This is a genomic window from Catalinimonas alkaloidigena (genome assembly GCF_900100765.1).
In the GTDB taxonomy this organism is placed as follows: domain Bacteria; phylum Bacteroidota; class Bacteroidia; order Cytophagales; family Flexibacteraceae; genus Mooreia; species Mooreia alkaloidigena.
The window spans coordinates 573,423-590,410 of record NZ_FNFO01000001.1; the positions used below are offsets into that span (position 1 = coordinate 573,423).

Consider the following 16,988-nt stretch of genomic DNA (forward strand, 5'->3'; position numbering starts at 1 on the left):
TATTTTTTTATGAGAATCTCTACACGTGGTCTTCACGAAATTCCTTCGCTGGAAAAACAAAAAAGTGAAGATCTCTATATTGGTAGCTTAGATCCGTTGCAGTCAGACGATCGCCTTACACGTGTGCCAGCTTTCAACAAAGAAAGGGACGTCATGGCACTGGTGATGACCCTGCAGGACATGCTACCCGCTGTACAGGAAGTGACCACGTTTGATTATCCTCAAGCGTGTGCGGCCATGCGAGACATCGGCATTTTGCTGGGCTCGATAAAACGTCATGGTGTAGAACCTGTGCATGTTGTCCCGTCACTCGAAGACAGGCTGAACCTATTGGGTGAGGTGACCAACCTTCCGCCTCGCGATACCTTGATCCATTACGTGCGCTGGAATCCTGAAGGATCACGGCTACGGACGTACACAGGTACGGAAGATGAGCACCAGCTCATAAAAAGTGTTCAGGTAGCTTTTCATCCTTTGTATGAAGCTATTTTGTCGTTACACGACCTCTATCATGTATCATTGGACTCTTCGGAGTTCAGCACTCTGTGCGATCAAGTGATTTCTCAGTTTGAGGGCATGGTACATGGCGTAGTTAACGCGAAGCGGAACGTAAGCCCGCAGTATTTTGCAGAAGAATTACGATTTTATTTTGATCCCATTCAACTGAACGGTCGCGAATACCTCGGGCCCGGCGCAGTAGAAATGCCGGTTTTTCTATTCGATCACATTCTTTGGAGTTGTGATGTGGAGGATGAAACGTATACGGCCTTCAAAAAGGCTTACGTGCCTTACAATCAGGCAATGGTACGAGATCTGTACGCGGCCTACGAACAGCGCCCAAGCCTGGTTAGCAAAGCAGTGCAGGAGTTGAGCAACGGGGATGATTTCTGTGAGACCCGTTTGGAGAGTGCAAAGTCTTTGGTGAGGCTGTTCAACCTGTTGAAAAGTTTTCGCGCACCTCATAAAAAGCTTGCCGATAAAGCCTACGAGCATGCAGCCAAAGACAATTACCGTGAGAAAGGAAGTGGCGGATACGAACCAGGCGTGCTGCACTACATTCTTCAGCTTAACCTGAATGCTTTGCAAAATCTCAAAGCGCGTATTCAGGTCTACGAAAGAAAATAAAGACGGGCAGTACCTACATCAAGAGCATACCAACCAAAAAGGGGAACGTAATCGTATCCCCTTTTTCTTTGATAAGGAATGGGTTGTGTTAGTTACTGTTTGTAAAACGGAATCTGTGCCAGGGTGTAGGGACGTTGCCGCGCAAGGGAAATGGTCAGCAGATGCGGTCCCGACGCCAGTTGCCGTACGTCGAGCCACGTCAGTACCCCCTTCTGGTCGGTAATGGGGTGCGTCTGGAAAAACCAGCGTACGGACGTGTGCAGCGAATCGTCGATCGTGATGCGGTAGTAGTCGCGCAGGCAGGCCAGCGTCAGGGAATCCGCTTGCGGGGCGGAAGCGTCGTCCGGAAGGTGACAGTACGTTTGCAGCGAATCTTCGTACGTCGCGTGTTGCACGACAAACAGACGGATGGGCTCGTTGCGGATGATGTCGGACTGAATGTGCGCCCGTTGGGAGAACTCTTGCGCCAGGTCGGCATAGTACCCGGCGTAGGCCGTCGTCCCGCTCCGGTCGTAGTAATAGTCGAGCCCGCTCATCCACGTGCGTGAATACACCGAAAAAAATTGTAAAACGATCATGGCGATGGACAGACAGGCGTACACCCCAATGGCCGTGACGATTTTCCAGCGGCGAATGTTGGTGATCAGGACGTAGTAAATGTCGCGGTAGAACGAGGCGAGGGTAAACCAGTTGAAAAATCGGTAGATCGGATAATAGACCGGCGCGAGCCAGCGGAGCCTTTTGATTGCCCCGAGGCTCAGAAAGTCGAACAGGTACACCAAGCCCATCACCGACAGCGTATATGCGTACAGCCGCACGAACCACGGAAGCTGGAAATTCCCCGTGAAATAAATGTAGAGGCCGATCAGCAAGGTGCCCAGCGTCAGAAAGAACAGCAGCAGGCCGAGCATGCACATAAAGAAGAGAAAGGCAATCGCAAAAATGACGCTACAGTATTTTTCGAGGACCAGAATGCGATCAGAAGGGGACACGAGTCCTTCGACCGTGCGTTGAAAGCGAGCCTGGTACCGCAGCCGTTCGGGACGGATACCCTTCGGAAACGTGTAACTCAGGCCCACCAGCCCGATCCAGATCCCACGCAGCAGCAGGTGCAACACAAAGCCCGTGATCAGCCAGTAGACCGCCGAATTGATCAGGAACATGGCCGTGTCGATGTCGCCGATCTCGAAGAATTCCCGCTTGAACCAGAGCCGTCCGCGTTCTGTGGCGGCAGGTACCTGAAATAAAGAAAACAGAATCAGGCTGGACAAGAGGATTTCGGCCTGCCAGCTTTCGTTCTGCAATTTTTCCAGCCACTCGGGCCGGGACGGCGGGGACGTGTTGGGCATAAGCACTACGTTTTCAGCAAAGTATTGACTTCGACGCCTTCGAGGAGGGTTTTGTGTACGGGGCAGCGGTTGGCGATCTCCAGCAGGCGGTTGCGTTGCGCGTCGGTCAGCTCACCTTTCAGTTCCAGTTGCCGGTCGATGCGGTCGACCTTGCAGGGCGCATCTTCCACCTTGTTGCAGTCTTCGGCGTGAGCTTTGTCGTGTTGCAAGTGCACTACCACGGCTTGCAGCGGCCAGCCTTTGCGGTCGGCGTACATGCGCAGCGTCATGCCCGTGCAGGCCCCCAGCGCGGCGGTCAGCAAATGGTAGGGCGTGGGGCCGAAGTCGTGTCCGCCGATGTCCTGTGGCTCGTCCGCTATAAAATGGTGACGTCCGGCTTTGACAAAACTGGTAAAGCTTCCCGGCTCGGTGCGCACGGCCACCTCTTTGTCCGAATCGACCTGCGCCGGGGGCGGTACCGGTACGTAGCGCGTCGACCAGGTGGCAATGAGGTCACCGGCATAACAGGCATCGGCTTCGTTGGACAACAGGTGGTCGGCTCCGTCGAGCGATACGTAGCTTTTTGGGTGGCGGGCGTACTGGTAGAGTTTGGCGGCGTTTTCGACCGATACGATCCGGTCCTGTGGCGAGTGCAGAATCAGCAATGCGCGTTGGAGTTGATGCACCACCTGCTCACTCTTGTTGGCCTCCAGGTCGTCCAGAAATTCCTTGCTGATCACGAACGATTCCCCACCAATGGCCACTTCGGCCTTGCCTTCGGCTTCGATCTGGGCCCGCTCGCTTTTGACCAGCCGACTGACGTGGACCGGCTCGGCGGGCGTTCCGATGGTGACGACGGCTTTTACGCTGTCCAGCTCCCGGGCGGCAAACAGCACGGCCGCTCCGCCCAGCGAGTGCCCGATCAGGAGCGACGGCGGCTGGTGATTTTTGGCCAGCCAGCGGGCAGCACAGACCAGATCGTCCACGTTCGACGAGAAATTGGTATCAGCAAACTCCCCTTCGCTTTCGCCCAGTCCCGTAAAATCGAACCGCAACACGGCGATTCCTTTGCCCGTCAGCGACCGGCTGATGTGGCGGACCGAATGGTAATTCTTGTTGCAGGTAAAACAGTGCGCAAACAGCGCGTAGGCGTACGGATGCTTGTCGACAGGCAACTCCAGCCGGGCCGATAACTGGTGTCCGTCAGGATTCGGAAATTTGATGCGGAGGGTTCTCATAAGGGAAAGTAGGGGCGATGCTGTTGACTATCAGCGCGCGAGTGATTAGGTTACAGCCCTGCGGGCAACACACTTGATACGGTAAAATAAGCAAGCAGCGGGAAGGAAGCGCGATTTTACGGAGGAAATGTCGCACGCCGACCGTGCGGAAGTTGCCTGTCTTTCAAATCAACCTAACCACTTATGAAAATCGGAATTCTGGCCCCCATTGCCTGGCGTACTCCCCCCGAACACTACGGCGGCTGGGAGTTGGTCGCCCACCACCTGACCGAAGGGCTGGTCGCGCGTGGCCACGACGTCACGCTGTTTGCCACCTCGGACAGCCTTACCAAAGCCCGTCTGGAATCGGTCTGCCCGCATCCACTTAATCAGCCGGGCCACGCCCTCGACAGTCGGGTGTACGAAACGCTGCACATCGCCCATGCGTTCGAGCGGGCCAAAAAGCTGAAACTCGACGTGTTGCATAACCACGCGGGCTGCTTCGGGACGCCGTTCGCGCACCTGATTTCCGTACCCACCGTCACCACCCTCCACGGCTCGGCCGCAGAGGCGGGCAGCCGCACCCTCTACGAGCACTACCGCGACCTGAACTACGTCTCCATCTCCGATTCAGAACGAAAACTGGCTCCTGACCTCAGTTACGTAGCCACGGTCTACAACGGGGTCAAGGTTGCCTCTTTTGAGTTTCAGGAGTCTCCTGGCGACTACCTGATCGTGATCGGGCGCATGTCGCCGGACAAGGGCATTCACCTGGCGATCCAGGTCGCCCAACAGGCCGGTCTGCCGCTGGTGCTGGCGGGCATCGTCCCGTCGGAAAACGAGTCGTATTTCCGCACGCAGATCGAGCCGCATCTGAACGACCAGATTCGCTTCATCGGGCCGGTGAACCACCGTGAAAAAAGTCGCTGGCTGGCCGGGGCCAAAGCTTCGCTGCACCTCGTCACCTACGAAGAAGCTTTCGGCCTGACGATGGCCGAGTCGATGGCCTGCGGCACGCCCGTCGTCGCCATCCGTCGCGGCAGCGTCCCTGAGCTCATCGAACACCGGCGTACGGGCTTCATCGTCAACCCTGCCTCCGACGACGAAATGGTGGCTGATGCCGTAGCATTTCTGTCGCACGTCGCCGACCTGGACCGTCGTTACATCCGCGAACACACCGAAAAACGCTTCGGTGTTGAGCGCATGGTAAAGGGCTACGAAGCGGTCTACAAACAGCTCCTCGCGCCCCGGCAAACGTTCCCGCTCCGCGCCGAACCCACCTGAGTGAGCGTGTTTCGGGCAATTGGCTAAGTGGGAAGCACACCAGCGGTTACGCTCCTTACAAACGGAAGAATAGGCCCGTCTGGAGGTCGTGCGAAAACATCTTTTCGGGGAAAAGGGGCATCTTAGCAGAAGACGTAAAGTCGATGTCGTAGTTGACGGACCAATATACCCTGCTGCTGAGTTGCGCCTGAAGGCCGCCCATCACTGCAACCGTCTGGTAAAAAGGCGAATAGAAGTTCACACCGGCCGCAGCTTTGGGTCGAATGCGCGATTTCGGGTAGATGTACTCCAGCTGGAAGGGAATTTTATAGTAGGACAGCGTACTGCTTTCGCGTTGCAGACGGGCGTGCAAAAGCCCGGTGCGGAAGTATAGTTTCTCGTTAGAGCGTGGCATCCAAACGTGTAACAATACACCCAGTTCCAGGTAGTTTTTGTCCTGGATGCGCACGACGGGTCGCTGGTAATGCACCAGCCCGACCACCACTTCCGGATTGGCTTTGAGGAACGGCACCCGCTTTTCATAAACCAAGCACTGTTCGCCGTTGCAGACCGTGGCATGATAGCGCTTGGCCAGCTTGATCAGACTGGCATGGTCGGGCTTCTGGATGGCCTCAACGTTGGCTTGCAGCGAAGGTGCGTCCTGTGTGTAAAGCTTCAGAAGGTTGATGTGCCAGGACGAGTGGGTATAGTAATTTTTTCCATCGCGTTGTATGATCGCCTCTTGGTAGCGCATTTCGGTTAGTACCGTATCCTTGCCCAAGAAGTAACGGTCATGGTCAGACTGGTCGCGCATGTAGTACACGCTCAGTTCGCCGTTCACTAAGTACTCCAGAAACTTGTTTTTCCCTTCGACCACTTTGGTGATGTAGTATTTACCGTCTGTGAACCGATAGGCCCGAATGTCGTCCGGTGCATACACTTTTTCGGCCGCGCCTTCGGAAGTCCGAAACCGACAGACCGTGCTCATGAGGGCATCGCCCCGGTAATCGATCTCTCCGGAAAGGGTGTCCCCGGTATAACTGAGCACGTACCCAGGCCTGAAGTCGACTTGTGCCTGCAAGGCAGTGGTGGCAAAAAATGTCCCAATGGCGACCAGCGTTTTCCAGCGCATTGCTATACGTTGTTTGGTTAACAGGTTAAAAAGCGCAATTGCTCGTGAAGATAGGAGGTAGGCCTGGCACGAAAGGTACGATCCCGATGCTTTGCAAGCCGGTGTATTAAATTGTAGAGGAAGCGCTGGTCGCGCTAAACCGACAGCGTGGTAGACCTTCTGCTACACCGGCCACTGTTCCAGGCGGTAGGCGCTGTCCCAGAAGAGCCACTCCAGCCGGGACGAGTAGAGAAACGCCTCCTGCATCTGGTGTCGGGTTTCGGGAGAGGCCACCTGCGCTACGGCATCCGTGAGCTGAATTGCCTCGTCGACGATCGCGCTGAATTCCTCCCCGGCGTAGGTATCGATCCACGCCTGGTACGGATTGTCGGGCTGGTGCTGTTGCCAGATGAAGTTGCCTACCTCACGGTAAATCCAGAAACAGGGCAGCAGCGCGGCGACGCCCACCGCAAACGACTGTTGCCAGCACGTGGCCGTCAGGTAATTGGTGTAGGCAAAACAGGCCGGCGATTTAACGACCCCTTCCTCCGAAATGCCGAAGGTCTGGAAGTAACTTCCGTGCAGCGCCTTTTCGACCACAATGGCCCCTTCGGCGAAACGCAAATAGCGATGCACCCACGCGGTCGGTTCGGCTTTGGCGGCCATCACGGCCAGCGCACGGGCAAAGTCGGCGAGGTAGAGCGCATCCTGTTGGATGTAGTGCTGGAATTTTTCCTGCGGCAGCGTGCCCTGGGTCAGTTCCGCGATGAACGGGTGGGCGGTGATGCTGTGGTAAAGCGGCGTGATGGCGTGCCAGAGTTGCGGCGTGAACGACATGCGTACGAAACGAAAAAAAGATGAAGGTTGAGAACATTACGACCACCAGGCGTGAAAATGATGCACCGGACCGTGGCCGTGTCCGAGTGCATACTGGCTCCCCGCCTGAAGCGCTTGCGTGAGGTAACTCCGCGCCTGGGGTACCGCCGCTTCGAGCGAAACGCCCCGTGCCAGAAAGGCCGCAATGGCCGACGAGAGCGTGCATCCGGTGCCGTGGGTGTTGGGCGTGTCGATGCGTGCGGACTGCATGCGCAGCGGCATTGCTTCGCCGGAGACAAACAGGAGATCGGTTACGGTATCGCTTTCCAGGTGGCCGCCTTTGACCAGCGCCGCCCGGCTGCCCTGCGTCAACAGGGCCGGGCCGGCCTGTTCCATCTCGGCGAGGGTTTTGACCGGCAGGCCCGTCAGCACTTCGGCTTCGGGTAGGTTGGGGGTGACCAGATCAACCAGCGGCAACAGATGGTGCTTGAGCGCGAGAATGGCCTCTTCGCGCAGCAGGTGATCGCCACTTTTGGCCACCATGACCGGATCGAGCACCACATTCCTGACCGTGTAGCGTTTCAGCGTATCGGCTACGGCTTCGATGATTTCCGCAGAAAATAGCATGCCGATTTTGACCGCATCGGTACCGATGTCATCGAAAACGGCTTCCAGTTGTTGCACCACCATCTCGGTCGGAACGGCATGGATGCCCGTCACACCGACCGTATTCTGGGCGGTCAGTGCGGTGAGGCACGACATGCCGTAGCAAGCCAGGGCCGAGAATGTCTTCAGATCGGCCTGAATGCCTGCGCCGCCGCCGCTGTCGGACCCGGCGATGGTCAGGACGCGGGGGTAGGTTGATTTCATCAAGAGGACTGTACGTGTTGCGTGAGGTGAAGTAAACGCCGGGCCGCAGTAGCCGGATCGGTGGCGGAGCAGATCGCCGACACCACGGCGACGCCCGCAATACCCGTCTGCATCAGGGCGTCCAGGTTGTGTTCGTGGATGCCCCCGATGGCGAAAATCGGATGCTGTGAGTGTTGCCGCATGTGCCGCAGGCCTTCCAGCCCCATCGGCGGCGTGATGTCGCGTTTGGTATCGGTATGGAAAATGGGCCCCGCCCCAAAATAATCGACGTCCCAGGCTTCGGCTTCTTCCCATTCGGCCAGGTTGGTGACCGACAGTCCCACGATTTTATCCGGGCCGACCAGGCGACGCGCCAGCGCATACGGCATGTCGGACTGCCCTACGTGCACGCCGTCGGCGTCGATGGCCAGCGCCACGTCGATCCGGTCGTTGATGATCAGCTTCGCACCGTAGGCCTGGGTGAGTTGCTGAATCTGCTGCGCCTTGCGGACAAAATTGCGCGTGGTCTCTTCTTTTTCGCGCAACTGAATCCACCGTACCCCCGCCTGCAGGGCCGCTTCGACCACAAACTCCAGCGTGTGACCCGCCTGATCGCACAGCGACGCGTCGGTCACCAGATAAATGGCACTCATCAGTCGACCGTTTTCAGCATGCGGATGCGGCTGTGCGCTTCGATCTGCTCCAGCGTCAGTTGGTAGAGAGCATCGTAAAAATGGAGCTGGAGCGTACCCGGACCGGACGATTTTGCGGCGGCGAGTTCGCCGGCGATGCCCATCACCGTCATGGCGTGCGTAGCGGCGGGGAGCGCATCAGGATTAACGGCCAGAAACGCGCCGATCAGGGCCGAAGCCGTGCAGCCCATCCCCGTCACCTTGCCCATCAGCGGATGACCACCTTCCACTTCCAGCACCTGCGTGCCGTCGGTGATGTAATCTTTCGCGCCGCTCACCACGACAACACAGCCGATCTCGCGGGCCAGTTGGGTGGCAGCCTCGACGGCGGTATCCGAGCTGTACGTACTGTCAACCCCCTTCGATTGGACGTGGTGTTCTACCAGCGCTTTAATTTCGGAAGCATTGCCCCGGATCACGGAGGGCGTGCTTTGGCTCAGAAGTTTCTGCACCGTGTGGAGCCGATAGGGGGTAGCGCCCACGCCGACCGGATCGAGCACCACGGGCTTTTCGGCATAGGCGGCCTGTTGCATGGCGACTTCCATGCCGGTGACCCAGGGGGCGCTGAGGGTACCGATGTTGACGACCAGCGCCGAGGCGATGTTCACGAAGTTGGCGACCTCTTCCTGCGCATGTACCATCGCGGGCGAGGCGCCTAGCGCCAGCAGTGCGTTGGCCGTGTTGTTCATCACCACGTAGTTGGTAATGTTCTGAATAAGAGGGTTTTGGGTGCGGATGGCTTCCAGGTCGGTCCAGACGGAAGTGGCGGTAATTTCCATGCGTATAGGGTTTGTGTATAGAGAGAAACCTAAACTTCAGGAAGTACGCTCGTGCGGAACCGCAGTGCAGAGAACGACACTTTTTCCTACGCCGGTATTGCCGGATCAGGTACGAAGGGTATAATCTCAGCCCGACGCGGGCACCCCTAAAGTTGGGCCGTAAAGTACAGGTTCCGCCGCAAAATCGAAAACCAGCCGCGTGAAATCCCGCTTCAAGGCGTGCCGTGGGGTCCGGCCGGAGGCTGGGGCGTTTGGATTTTTTCGGCAAATCCCTAACCCTTTCGTCGCTATCCAGTTATAATGGATAATTAGTTTTAAAACCTATTTTTATGGAGTTAAATATTGAAGGAAAAGTAGCCGTGATTACCGGAGGAGATTCGGGAATCGGCCTTGAAACTGCAAAATTTCTGGTGAAAGAAGGAGTCAAGATCGTTCTTTCCGATATCGATAAAGAAGAGCTGGAGAAAGCGGCCGACGAGGTGCGCGCGCTGGCCAAAGACAAAAATGACGTCATCACCATCGTGGCCGATCTGGCCGAAAACGAGCAGGTGGTGAAGATGGCCGAAACCGTCAAACAGAAGTTCGGTGGAGCCAGCATGCTGATCAACTGCGCCGGGGCGCGCGGCGCGGCGGGCGACTTTCTGGAGCTGACCGACGACGACTGGATGAAGACCATCGAGATCGACCTGCTGGCGGCCGTGCGACTGTGCCGGGCGTTTATCCCGCAGATGCTCGAAAACAAATGGGGGCGGGTGATTCTGATCGCTTCGGAAAACGCCCTCCAGCCCTACGAAGAAGAAAGCCCCTACAACGCCTGTAAAGCGGCCATCATCAACCTGTCGAAGTGCCTTTCGCGCGCTTATAGTGCCGAAGATATTCTGATCAACACGGTGTCGCCGGCCTACGTCGAAACGCCGATGACCGACGCCATGATGGAAGAACTGGCCAAAGAGCGGGGTACTTCGGAAGAAGAGGCCGTGAAATGGTTCGTCAAAAACAAGCGACCGTACATCGCCATGCAGCGCCGCGGTAAGCCCAAAGAGGTGGCCTCGGTCATTGCCTTCCTTTGCTCGGAGCATGCCACGTACGTGAACGGCAGCAACGTCCGTGTCGACGGCGGCGCTGTGGAAACGGCATTCGGTTGATCGGAGAGAGGAATTATAAACCAAAAGAGGGCGGTGTGTACAGCACCGCCCTCTTTTGGTTATACGCTATCGGTCGCTTATTCATCGCGTAAGGCTTCTACGGGGTTGGCGGTCGCGACCAGCAGTGAACGTAAGCTGACTACCAGTGACGTAAGCAGGCTGATGCTCAGACCAATGACCAACAAGATGCTTACCTTGATATCGACGCGGTAGGCAAAATCCAGCAGCCACTGCTGTGCCAGCAGGTAGGCGACCGGTGCGGCGAGGAGGGTAGCCACCGCCACTCCCACGATAAATTCCCGGTTCAGCAGCAGCAACACCTGCCCGATCGAGGCACCCAGTACTTTGCGCACGCCGATCTCTTTGGTGCGGGTTTGCGCCAGGTAGGCTACCAGCCCTAGCAGGCCCAGCAGCGCCAGTGCCATGGCGATGCCGCTGATAACGAGCGTCAGTCGAGAGATGTCTCGTTCCTGCGCGTACAGTTGATCCAGGCGCTCCGTCAGAAACTCGTAGCTGAACGGGGCCTCTTTGACCAGTGCTTGGTATTCGCGTTCCAGTAGGGAGAGCACTTGCGAAGTCTGCGTGGCATCGAACCGGACCACCATCTGCTCCACCCACCGGGGCTCCTGGGCTACTTCATAGAACAGGGGCCCCACCTTCTGGCGCAGCGAAAAAAAGTGAATGTCGGGGAGAACACCGGCCACGGTTTTAGGAATGCCCTCGCCCAAGGCCCCGTTTTCCCACGAAGGTTCCAGCACAATCGTTTTGCCGACCGCGCTGTGCGCGTCCCAGCCGAACTGACGGGCGGCGGTCTCGTTGATGTAAAACAGTTGCTCCGGCGCACCAGGATGCAACGCTGCCGACAGGGCGGCACTGTCCATGCCCAATACCTGCCAGTAGGCGACGTCCATATACAGGGTATGCGCATCGTCCATCACCACCTGAAATCCTTCCGGCACGTAATCGATATGATTGAACGTGGCACTGCCGGGCAACAGACCGCTGCCTACCTGGTGGATGTCCGGTTCCTGCACCAGCCGCTGTTTCAGACGTTGGTAGACGTCGACATCCTCTAGCGGAATCTGCACGATCCCTTCCCGCACAAACCCCAGGTTCTTTCGTTGCACGTAACGCAACTGATCGTTGATGATATAAGTGACGCCCAGCAGACTAATGATGAGCGTAAACTGGCTGATGACCAGTACCCGACGCAGCCGGGCGTTGCGTTTGGGGTGTTGTTTGGGTCGGAAAAGGCCGACGATGTGCTGTCCGGCCAGCAGCAGCGCAGGGTAAAGACCCGCCAGTCCGGCAATGAGCACTACCAACGCCAGCGGAGCCAGTACGAAGCGCCAGTCGCGGACGTAGAGGTTGATCAGTTCCAGATTCATCAGACGGTTAAAGGCAGGGAGGAGGGCGTCGATCACTCCGAGGGCGAGCAGCCAGCTTAACAGCGCGAAAAACAACGCTTCACACAAAAATTGCACGCGGAGTTCCCAGGGGCGTGCGCCCAGCACTTTGCGCAGGCCCACTTCTTTGTGGCGGCCGTGGTAAACGGCTACCGACAGGTTGACGTAGCTGATGAGGGTAATGAGCAGAATCACCGCGCCCATCCACGCAAACAGGTAAAAATAGCGCACGTCGCCGGGGGGCTTGAGTTCGTATAGAACATTGGAACGCAGGTGGATGTCGGCCAGGCGTTGTACCTGTTCGCCTTTGACGAGCGGATCGTCGACGCGCGCCGGATTCTGGCGATGCAACGCGGCGGTGATTTCCGTAGCCAGGCGCGCGGGCGTGACCTCGGGTCGGCTGCGCACGTAGGTGTAGGCCCCCCAGGCAGGAATCCGGGCGGGATTTAACGCCATCTCGAACCCAACGTGCGAAACGTCTGGCACATCTGCGATAATGCCCGTGATGCGGTAGTCGATGCTGTCCAGGCGAATGGTGTGCCCTAAGGCCGCCTCTGCATACGTCTCGCCGAAGTGACGCCGGGCGGCCGTTTCTGTCAGGATCGCACTGTTGGGTTGGGCAAACGCAGAGGTCGGGTCGCCTTCCAGAAACGTCCAGGTGAAAAGATCGAGGAAGGCAGGTCCCGTATTCGTAAAGAGAATGTGCTTCTGGGCAAACGTCTTCTCCCGGGTGGTAATAAAGTTTTCCTGATCGCCTGTGACGGCGAACTGAGCGACTTTCTCAATGTCCGGCAGGGCACGCAGGTAGTCGAGTTTTTCCTGCTGTTGGGCTGCGTCGGCGTCTGCATAACCGGGAAATCCCAGCACGGGGTACCACTGGGAACGGTAATGACTGATGATGCGGTAGGTGCGTTCGTGGTGCTGATGGAAGCGATCGTACGAATACTCGTGGTGAGCGTAGAGGAAAGCCAGCAGGCAGGTGACCAGCCCCGCCGTCAGGCCAACTACGTTGATCAGGGTGTAGGCGCGGTGCTTAAGGCACTGCCGAAGGATAATCTGCCAGTAGTTGTAGAACATGCGGGTCGTATAGGGTGGGACGTAAGTCGTACTATCAACTATCGTGCGTATTGTGTAACTATTTGATAATCAGTGATTTTATTTGGAAGTGTGTTGGCGGAACGTTCGTGCATGGACACTCGCGTCCGGTTTCGGACGGCAGCGTTGCAAGGAAGAATGAGTGGGAATCTGCAGATTTGTCCTGGTCTTGCTCTTTAAAGGCACTTCTAAAAAGCAAAGGGGACACTGTCATCGCAGCGTCCCCTTTGCTTTTGTGCTTGCTTTTCGCTTAGTGCGTGTGTTCTTCGCCGTCGTGGCACTTCTCCTGCACTTCGTGAAAACGCTCGTGGAGGTCGTCCAAATCGGCGAAAATCTCTTCGTCCGAAGCCTCGGTTCGCACCGTCTTGCGCAATTTTTTGGCCGTAGTCACCAGCGCATCCAGCGATTCGGACACCGCTTCGTTATATCCCTGGGGCAGGGGGGCACGTTGCCAGGCGACCGCCGCCTTGACCAGCTCGTCGACGCGGGTCTTGATGGGCTGCATGTTCCCCTCTTCGGCGGGGTGGAAGGTCTGGGCCATCACTTTGTGGAACGCTTGCATCTCTTTCCATTCGGGTTGGTCCTGGGCAAACGTAGCGGCCTGGAAAAGCAGGCAGAATGCTACGGCGAGTAGATATTTCATACGATGAAGTTGGTCTTGTCAGGTTGAAGTCACCGCAAAGATAACGCCAGCAAGTCGGTTATTCTTGCGCGGGCGGGGTGATCATGATGTGGGCGCGGTGCGTACCCGGGTCCATAATCCACGGACCACCCGGCACCGTCGGTCGCTCGGGCAAGCCGGTCGACGCGGCCGTGGCGAACGGAATGTAGACGACGTAGCGGTAATTGGCGCCCGTTACCTGGTTGGTGGCAGGGTCGTATTGGGCATCGGCTCCGGCCAGAATGTGCAGTGTGGCGGGGTGCGTGGGCATCTTGAGCGTACCCGCTTTGGCTTCTGCTTCCCGGATGTCGAACAGTTCCCTGCCGTTTTTCCCTTCCTCGCGCAGGGCCCGACCGCGTGCCATAAACGGCTCCAGATCTTTGTGATAGCACACTACTTCGAAACCGGGTTGGTTCGGGTCATCGGCCCGGCAGATCTGGCTGTTGGTGCCCTCGCGCAGCGTGACCACCTTGCCCTGGGCATCGTAGCCCAATACGGTGGCTTCCGCACGTTCCGGCTCGGGTGCCGCCAGGAGTGCAGCGCTGATCTGCTGTTCTTTGTTGGGAATCGATTGCGCCTGTGTGCAGGCGGCCGGCAGACTGGCGGCGACAACGGCAAAAGCGAAGATCAGAGAGGAGTAGCGCATGGCGATAGGAGGTTGGTGGTTCAAAGTAATGATTTACACGCAAAACCCCATGGGCGGGGCGAAGGCTTACGCCGCCACAAAATACCGACGGTGGTAGTTGATTTGCCCGAGGTGGTAATGAAAGTGCGCCAGCAGGCGAGCCATCATAAAACCGATGCTCTGGTCCTGCCCGGCGTTGTGCTCTTCCGGGTAAGCGTACGGCAATTGTTCTTCCTCCAGGTCCAGGCACACTTCTTCCATCATGTCGAGGGTCGACTGGATGCGTTGCAACAGCAGCTCGCGGGAAACGTCCTGTTCGGTAAACTCGCGTTCGCGTTCGCGCTGGTAGCCCGTTTTGCCCAGGCCCTGTCCCACAAAGTGGTTGAGGTTACCCAGCAGGTGGAGCGTCAGATTCCCGGCCGAGTTGGTGGTGCCGGGGAGTTTGCGCCAGATGAAGTTCTCGTCAGGATACGCGCCGATCTCTTCCCGGAGTTGATCCAGGCCACGGCGAAAAAATTCGTGCAATGCCGCAATCATAGAAGGTTTGTTTTGGGGCCTGAATATAGGATTTATGCAGAAAGGTAGTATACCGATTGGGCCGAAATCTTCTTGGTGGTTCTGCGGTAGAGGACCCGGTCGAGCCAGTAGCCGGGGCCGGACGTTTCGGCAGACTCCCTAAAAACCCGGAAAATTTCGCTGGGATGTCGGTTTTTTACAAAAGATGTCTGACCGAACTTTTTACATTTGAACCATCAAATCATTCTCCAAGCACAATTACCTTTTTTTCAAGTTTATGAAGAAACTTCTTATCTGTTTGGTGGTTATGATGGGCCTGTTTGCAGCAGTACCGCATAACGCACAAGCACAGTCGTACGCGAAGGGCGATAACATCCTGATGGCGGGTGTTTCGATTGGCCGGTACGGATACGGCTATTCGTGGTACTACAGCAACGCCGCGTTGTTCCTGCCGCTGAACGCGGCCCTCGAGTTAGGCGTGCACGAGTTTATCAGCGTTGGTCCTTACCTGGCCTATGCGCGCTGGTACGGCTGGAACTACGTTTCCGTAGGGGCGCGCGGTTCGGCCCACCTGTTTCCCATTCTGAACGAATACCTGGATACGGATCTGGACGATACAGATATAGATGTCTACGTCAGTGTGTTGCTGGGGCTCGATTTTCGGCCCTACTATTACACCAACGACAGCAATTTTCGGGGGCGTGCCGGCATTGGCGGTGGCTCGGTAGTGGGGGCCCGCTACCAATTCAACCCCAACGTCGGTGTCTACGCCGAAGTCGGTCGCGGTGCCCTGGGGTACCTGACCGGTGGCGTCGCCCTAAAGTTCTGAGTATAGAGCGAGTGATCCTAAGCCCCCCATGGGACTGCAAAAAATCCATGGGTTGCTTGGAGCCGACTGCTTCGGAAAGAAGTAGTCGGTTTTTGCACTGCTGTTCCCTTCCTAGCAAAAAAGCCGGCTTCTGCACTAGAAACCGGCTTTTTTGTGTTTGCATCTATTCAGGGTTTGAGGACCACTTTCAGGCAGTTGTCTTCTTTGTTGTTGAAAATCTCGTAGCCGTGCACGGCCTGGTCGAGCGGCAGGGTATGGGTAATGATGTCGTCCAGTTTCACTTTTTCCTGTTTGACCAAGTCCAGGAGGTGGTCGATGTACGTCTGCACCGGCGCTTGCCCGCCCCGGAAAATGATCTCCTTGTCGAACATCTGGCCGAGTGGAAAATTGTCATAGTTGGTCATGTATACGCCCACACACGTCACGGTGCCACCCCGGCGTACGGTCGAAAATGCATTTTCCAGCACCTTGATCGTGCCGACCTGCGTGCGGACCACCGATAAGGCCTTTTCCAGGACGTTCCGGTCGGCTTCCATCCCGACGGCGTCGATACACACGTCAGCCCCGCGCCCGCTGGTCATGTCCCGCACGGCTTTGGGAATGTCGACTTTGGCGGCGTTCAGCACTTCCGATCCCGCCGATTTCTGCGCCTTTTCGAGCCGATACGGCTGAATGTCGACGCCGATCACCCGCGCGGCGCCCTGCAACCAGGCTGCTTTCTGGGCCATGATGCCCACGGGGCCGCAGCCAAAAACCACCACGGTTTCGCCGCCCTTCAGGTTGGCCCAGTCGACGCCTGCCCAGCCGGTAGGGAAGATGTCGGTGAGGAACAGGACCTGTTCGTCCGTCAGGTTGTCGGGCACTTTGCGTGGCCCGAAGTCGGCGTACGGAACTCGGACGTATTCGGCCTGGCCGCCGTCGTACCCACCGAAAATGGAGGTGTAGCCGAACAGCGCGCCCCCTTTGCCTTTGGTCAGGCCCCCGTCGGGGCCGTAAAATTCAGGGTTGGAATTTTCGCACTGCGTGGGCAGGTGGGCCTGCTGACAGAAGTAACAGTGGCCGCAGGCAATGGGAAACGGCACCACCACGCGGTCGCCTTTTTTCAGGTTATTGACACCCGCACCCACTTCTTCGACAATGCCCATGAACTCGTGACCCACCACAAAGCTCTGGGTATCGGGAATTTTACCGTTGTAAATGTGCAGGTCAGAACCGCAAATGGCCGTGGACGTTACCCGAATGATGGCATCGCGGGCCTCTTTCAGTTCCGGGTCCGGCACGGTATCGACACGAACGTCTTTGGGTTTATGGTAAACCAGGGCTTTCATACGCAGGGTTGGGGAATGATGTGATGAATAGTTGTGACATAACCAGACCAGAAGTCTGATGAAGAAAAGTATCCTTACAAACGCGCCGGGCCGCTTTGGGTTGCAAAAACCTGGTCCGCAGGAAGTTAGCAACTCGCGCAGCGGAATGCCGGCGGAGAGCCCCCCGGGCATGCCGGCTTTTTCTATCTTTGAGAAGGGCGAAG

Annotated in this window: 16 protein-coding genes and 1 riboswitch; of the genes, 4 read left to right on the top strand and 12 right to left on the bottom strand. The window is 57.2% G+C overall.

All coding sequences use genetic code 11. The features are described 5' to 3' along the window. Positions 1 to 9 precede the first annotated feature (9 nt). On the top strand, positions 10 to 1,125 hold the full coding sequence (locus BLR44_RS02160; protein WP_089678462.1) for a monodechloroaminopyrrolnitrin synthase PrnB family protein: 1,116 nt from the start codon (positions 10 to 12) through the stop codon (positions 1,123 to 1,125). Between the two features lie 92 nt (positions 1,126 to 1,217). Here BLR44_RS02160 and BLR44_RS02165 read toward each other — a convergent pair whose 3' ends face one another. Beyond that, entirely contained in the window at positions 1,218 to 2,474 is a 1,257-nt protein-coding gene (locus BLR44_RS02165; RefSeq protein ID WP_089678465.1) for a hypothetical protein, read from the bottom strand. 5 nt (positions 2,475 to 2,479) lie between these two features. Next, positions 2,480 to 3,691, bottom strand: a complete 1,212-nt coding sequence (locus BLR44_RS02170) for a bifunctional alpha/beta hydrolase/OsmC family protein (RefSeq protein ID WP_089678467.1) — start codon at positions 3,689 to 3,691, stop codon at positions 2,480 to 2,482. 183 nt (positions 3,692 to 3,874) lie between these two features. On the opposite strand from BLR44_RS02170, the gene BLR44_RS02175 reads away from it, so the two are divergent. Then, positions 3,875 to 4,954, top strand: coding sequence for a glycosyltransferase family 4 protein (locus tag BLR44_RS02175; protein WP_089678469.1), 1,080 nt, complete (start codon positions 3,875 to 3,877; stop codon positions 4,952 to 4,954). 55 nt (positions 4,955 to 5,009) lie between these two features. Here BLR44_RS02175 and BLR44_RS02180 read toward each other — a convergent pair whose 3' ends face one another. The 5 genes from BLR44_RS02180 to thiM all read right to left on the bottom strand — a co-directional run bounded on the left by BLR44_RS02180 (position 5,010) and on the right by thiM (position 9,180). Next, a complete protein-coding gene (locus BLR44_RS02180) occupies positions 5,010 to 6,065 on the bottom strand; it encodes a hypothetical protein (protein WP_089678471.1) in 1,056 nt (351 codons plus the stop codon). A gap of 162 nt (positions 6,066 to 6,227) precedes the next feature. After that, positions 6,228 to 6,881, bottom strand: a complete 654-nt coding sequence (gene tenA / locus BLR44_RS02185; RefSeq protein WP_089678472.1) for a thiaminase II — start codon at positions 6,879 to 6,881, stop codon at positions 6,228 to 6,230. 36 nt (positions 6,882 to 6,917) lie between these two features. Next, positions 6,918 to 7,730 (bottom strand): bifunctional hydroxymethylpyrimidine kinase/phosphomethylpyrimidine kinase, encoded by an 813-nt coding sequence (thiD, locus tag BLR44_RS02190; RefSeq protein WP_089678474.1) that lies wholly within the window; start codon positions 7,728 to 7,730, stop codon positions 6,918 to 6,920. After that, positions 7,730 to 8,362 (bottom strand): thiamine phosphate synthase, encoded by a 633-nt coding sequence (thiE, locus tag BLR44_RS02195; RefSeq protein WP_089678477.1) that lies wholly within the window; start codon positions 8,360 to 8,362, stop codon positions 7,730 to 7,732. Before thiE ends, thiD begins: the two co-directional genes overlap by 1 nt. Then, positions 8,362 to 9,180 carry a hydroxyethylthiazole kinase gene (gene thiM, locus BLR44_RS02200; RefSeq protein WP_089678480.1) on the bottom strand — a complete coding sequence of 273 codons (819 nt, stop codon included), beginning with the start codon at positions 9,178 to 9,180 and terminating at the stop codon, positions 8,362 to 8,364. Before thiM ends, thiE begins: the two co-directional genes overlap by 1 nt. Before the next feature lie 66 nt (positions 9,181 to 9,246). Then, positions 9,247 to 9,338, bottom strand: a riboswitch (TPP riboswitch). A 171-nt stretch (positions 9,339 to 9,509) separates the two neighbouring features. Between thiM and BLR44_RS02205 the strand changes: the two genes are divergently transcribed. After that, positions 9,510 to 10,325, top strand: coding sequence for an SDR family NAD(P)-dependent oxidoreductase (locus tag BLR44_RS02205; protein ID WP_089678482.1), 816 nt, complete (start codon positions 9,510 to 9,512; stop codon positions 10,323 to 10,325). Positions 10,326 to 10,402: 77 nt separating this feature from the next. On the opposite strand, the gene BLR44_RS02210 is transcribed toward BLR44_RS02205, so the two are convergent. The 4 genes from BLR44_RS02210 to BLR44_RS02225 all read right to left on the bottom strand — a co-directional run bounded on the left by BLR44_RS02210 (position 10,403) and on the right by BLR44_RS02225 (position 14,649). Further along, positions 10,403 to 12,808 carry an ABC transporter permease gene (locus tag BLR44_RS02210; protein WP_089678484.1) on the bottom strand — a complete coding sequence of 802 codons (2,406 nt, stop codon included), beginning with the start codon at positions 12,806 to 12,808 and terminating at the stop codon, positions 10,403 to 10,405. Between the two features lie 268 nt (positions 12,809 to 13,076). Beyond that, the gene (locus tag BLR44_RS02215; protein ID WP_089678485.1) at positions 13,077 to 13,469 is read right to left on the bottom strand and encodes a hypothetical protein; all 393 of its coding nucleotides are present in this window, start codon (positions 13,467 to 13,469) and stop codon (positions 13,077 to 13,079) included. A 58-nt stretch (positions 13,470 to 13,527) separates the two neighbouring features. Continuing rightward, entirely contained in the window at positions 13,528 to 14,133 is a 606-nt protein-coding gene (locus BLR44_RS02220) for a hypothetical protein (protein WP_089678487.1), read from the bottom strand. Between the two features lie 66 nt (positions 14,134 to 14,199). Further along, positions 14,200 to 14,649 (bottom strand): DUF1572 family protein, encoded by a 450-nt coding sequence (locus BLR44_RS02225; RefSeq protein ID WP_089678492.1) that lies wholly within the window; start codon positions 14,647 to 14,649, stop codon positions 14,200 to 14,202. Positions 14,650 to 14,905: 256 nt separating this feature from the next. On the opposite strand from BLR44_RS02225, the gene BLR44_RS02230 reads away from it, so the two are divergent. Continuing rightward, positions 14,906 to 15,457: a hypothetical protein gene (locus BLR44_RS02230; RefSeq protein ID WP_143017067.1), complete on the top strand. Its 552-nt coding sequence runs from the start codon at positions 14,906 to 14,908 to the stop codon at positions 15,455 to 15,457. A gap of 167 nt (positions 15,458 to 15,624) precedes the next feature. Here the strand turns inward: BLR44_RS02230 and BLR44_RS02235 are convergent, their stop codons facing one another. Beyond that, on the bottom strand, positions 15,625 to 16,785 hold the full coding sequence (locus tag BLR44_RS02235) for a zinc-dependent alcohol dehydrogenase (RefSeq protein ID WP_089678496.1): 1,161 nt from the start codon (positions 16,783 to 16,785) through the stop codon (positions 15,625 to 15,627). Positions 16,786 to 16,988 lie beyond the last annotated feature (203 nt).

Bases quoted from the DNA above. Each gene is read 5' to 3' on its own strand.
- BLR44_RS02160 (WP_089678462.1), top strand. From the start codon at position 10: ATGAGAATCTCTACACGTGGTCTTCACGAAATTCCTTCGCTGGAAAAA.
- BLR44_RS02165 (WP_089678465.1), bottom strand. From the start codon at position 2,474: ATGCCCAACACGTCCCCGCCGTCCCGGCCCGAGTGGCTGGAAAAATTG.
- BLR44_RS02170 (WP_089678467.1), bottom strand. From the start codon at position 3,691: ATGAGAACCCTCCGCATCAAATTTCCGAATCCTGACGGACACCAGTTA.
- BLR44_RS02175 (WP_089678469.1), top strand. From the start codon at position 3,875: ATGAAAATCGGAATTCTGGCCCCCATTGCCTGGCGTACTCCCCCCGAA.
- BLR44_RS02180 (WP_089678471.1), bottom strand. From the start codon at position 6,065: ATGCGCTGGAAAACGCTGGTCGCCATTGGGACATTTTTTGCCACCACT.
- tenA (WP_089678472.1), bottom strand. From the start codon at position 6,881: ATGTCGTTCACGCCGCAACTCTGGCACGCCATCACGCCGCTTTACCAC.
- thiD (WP_089678474.1), bottom strand. From the start codon at position 7,730: ATGAAATCAACCTACCCCCGCGTCCTGACCATCGCCGGGTCCGACAGC.
- thiE (WP_089678477.1), bottom strand. From the start codon at position 8,362: ATGAGTGCCATTTATCTGGTGACCGACGCGTCGCTGTGCGATCAGGCG.
- thiM (WP_089678480.1), bottom strand. From the start codon at position 9,180: ATGGAAATTACCGCCACTTCCGTCTGGACCGACCTGGAAGCCATCCGC.
- BLR44_RS02205 (WP_089678482.1), top strand. From the start codon at position 9,510: ATGGAGTTAAATATTGAAGGAAAAGTAGCCGTGATTACCGGAGGAGAT.
- BLR44_RS02210 (WP_089678484.1), bottom strand. From the start codon at position 12,808: ATGTTCTACAACTACTGGCAGATTATCCTTCGGCAGTGCCTTAAGCAC.
- BLR44_RS02215 (WP_089678485.1), bottom strand. From the start codon at position 13,469: ATGAAATATCTACTCGCCGTAGCATTCTGCCTGCTTTTCCAGGCCGCT.
- BLR44_RS02220 (WP_089678487.1), bottom strand. From the start codon at position 14,133: ATGCGCTACTCCTCTCTGATCTTCGCTTTTGCCGTTGTCGCCGCCAGT.
- BLR44_RS02225 (WP_089678492.1), bottom strand. From the start codon at position 14,649: ATGATTGCGGCATTGCACGAATTTTTTCGCCGTGGCCTGGATCAACTC.
- BLR44_RS02230 (WP_143017067.1), top strand. From the start codon at position 14,906: ATGAAGAAACTTCTTATCTGTTTGGTGGTTATGATGGGCCTGTTTGCA.
- BLR44_RS02235 (WP_089678496.1), bottom strand. From the start codon at position 16,785: ATGAAAGCCCTGGTTTACCATAAACCCAAAGACGTTCGTGTCGATACC.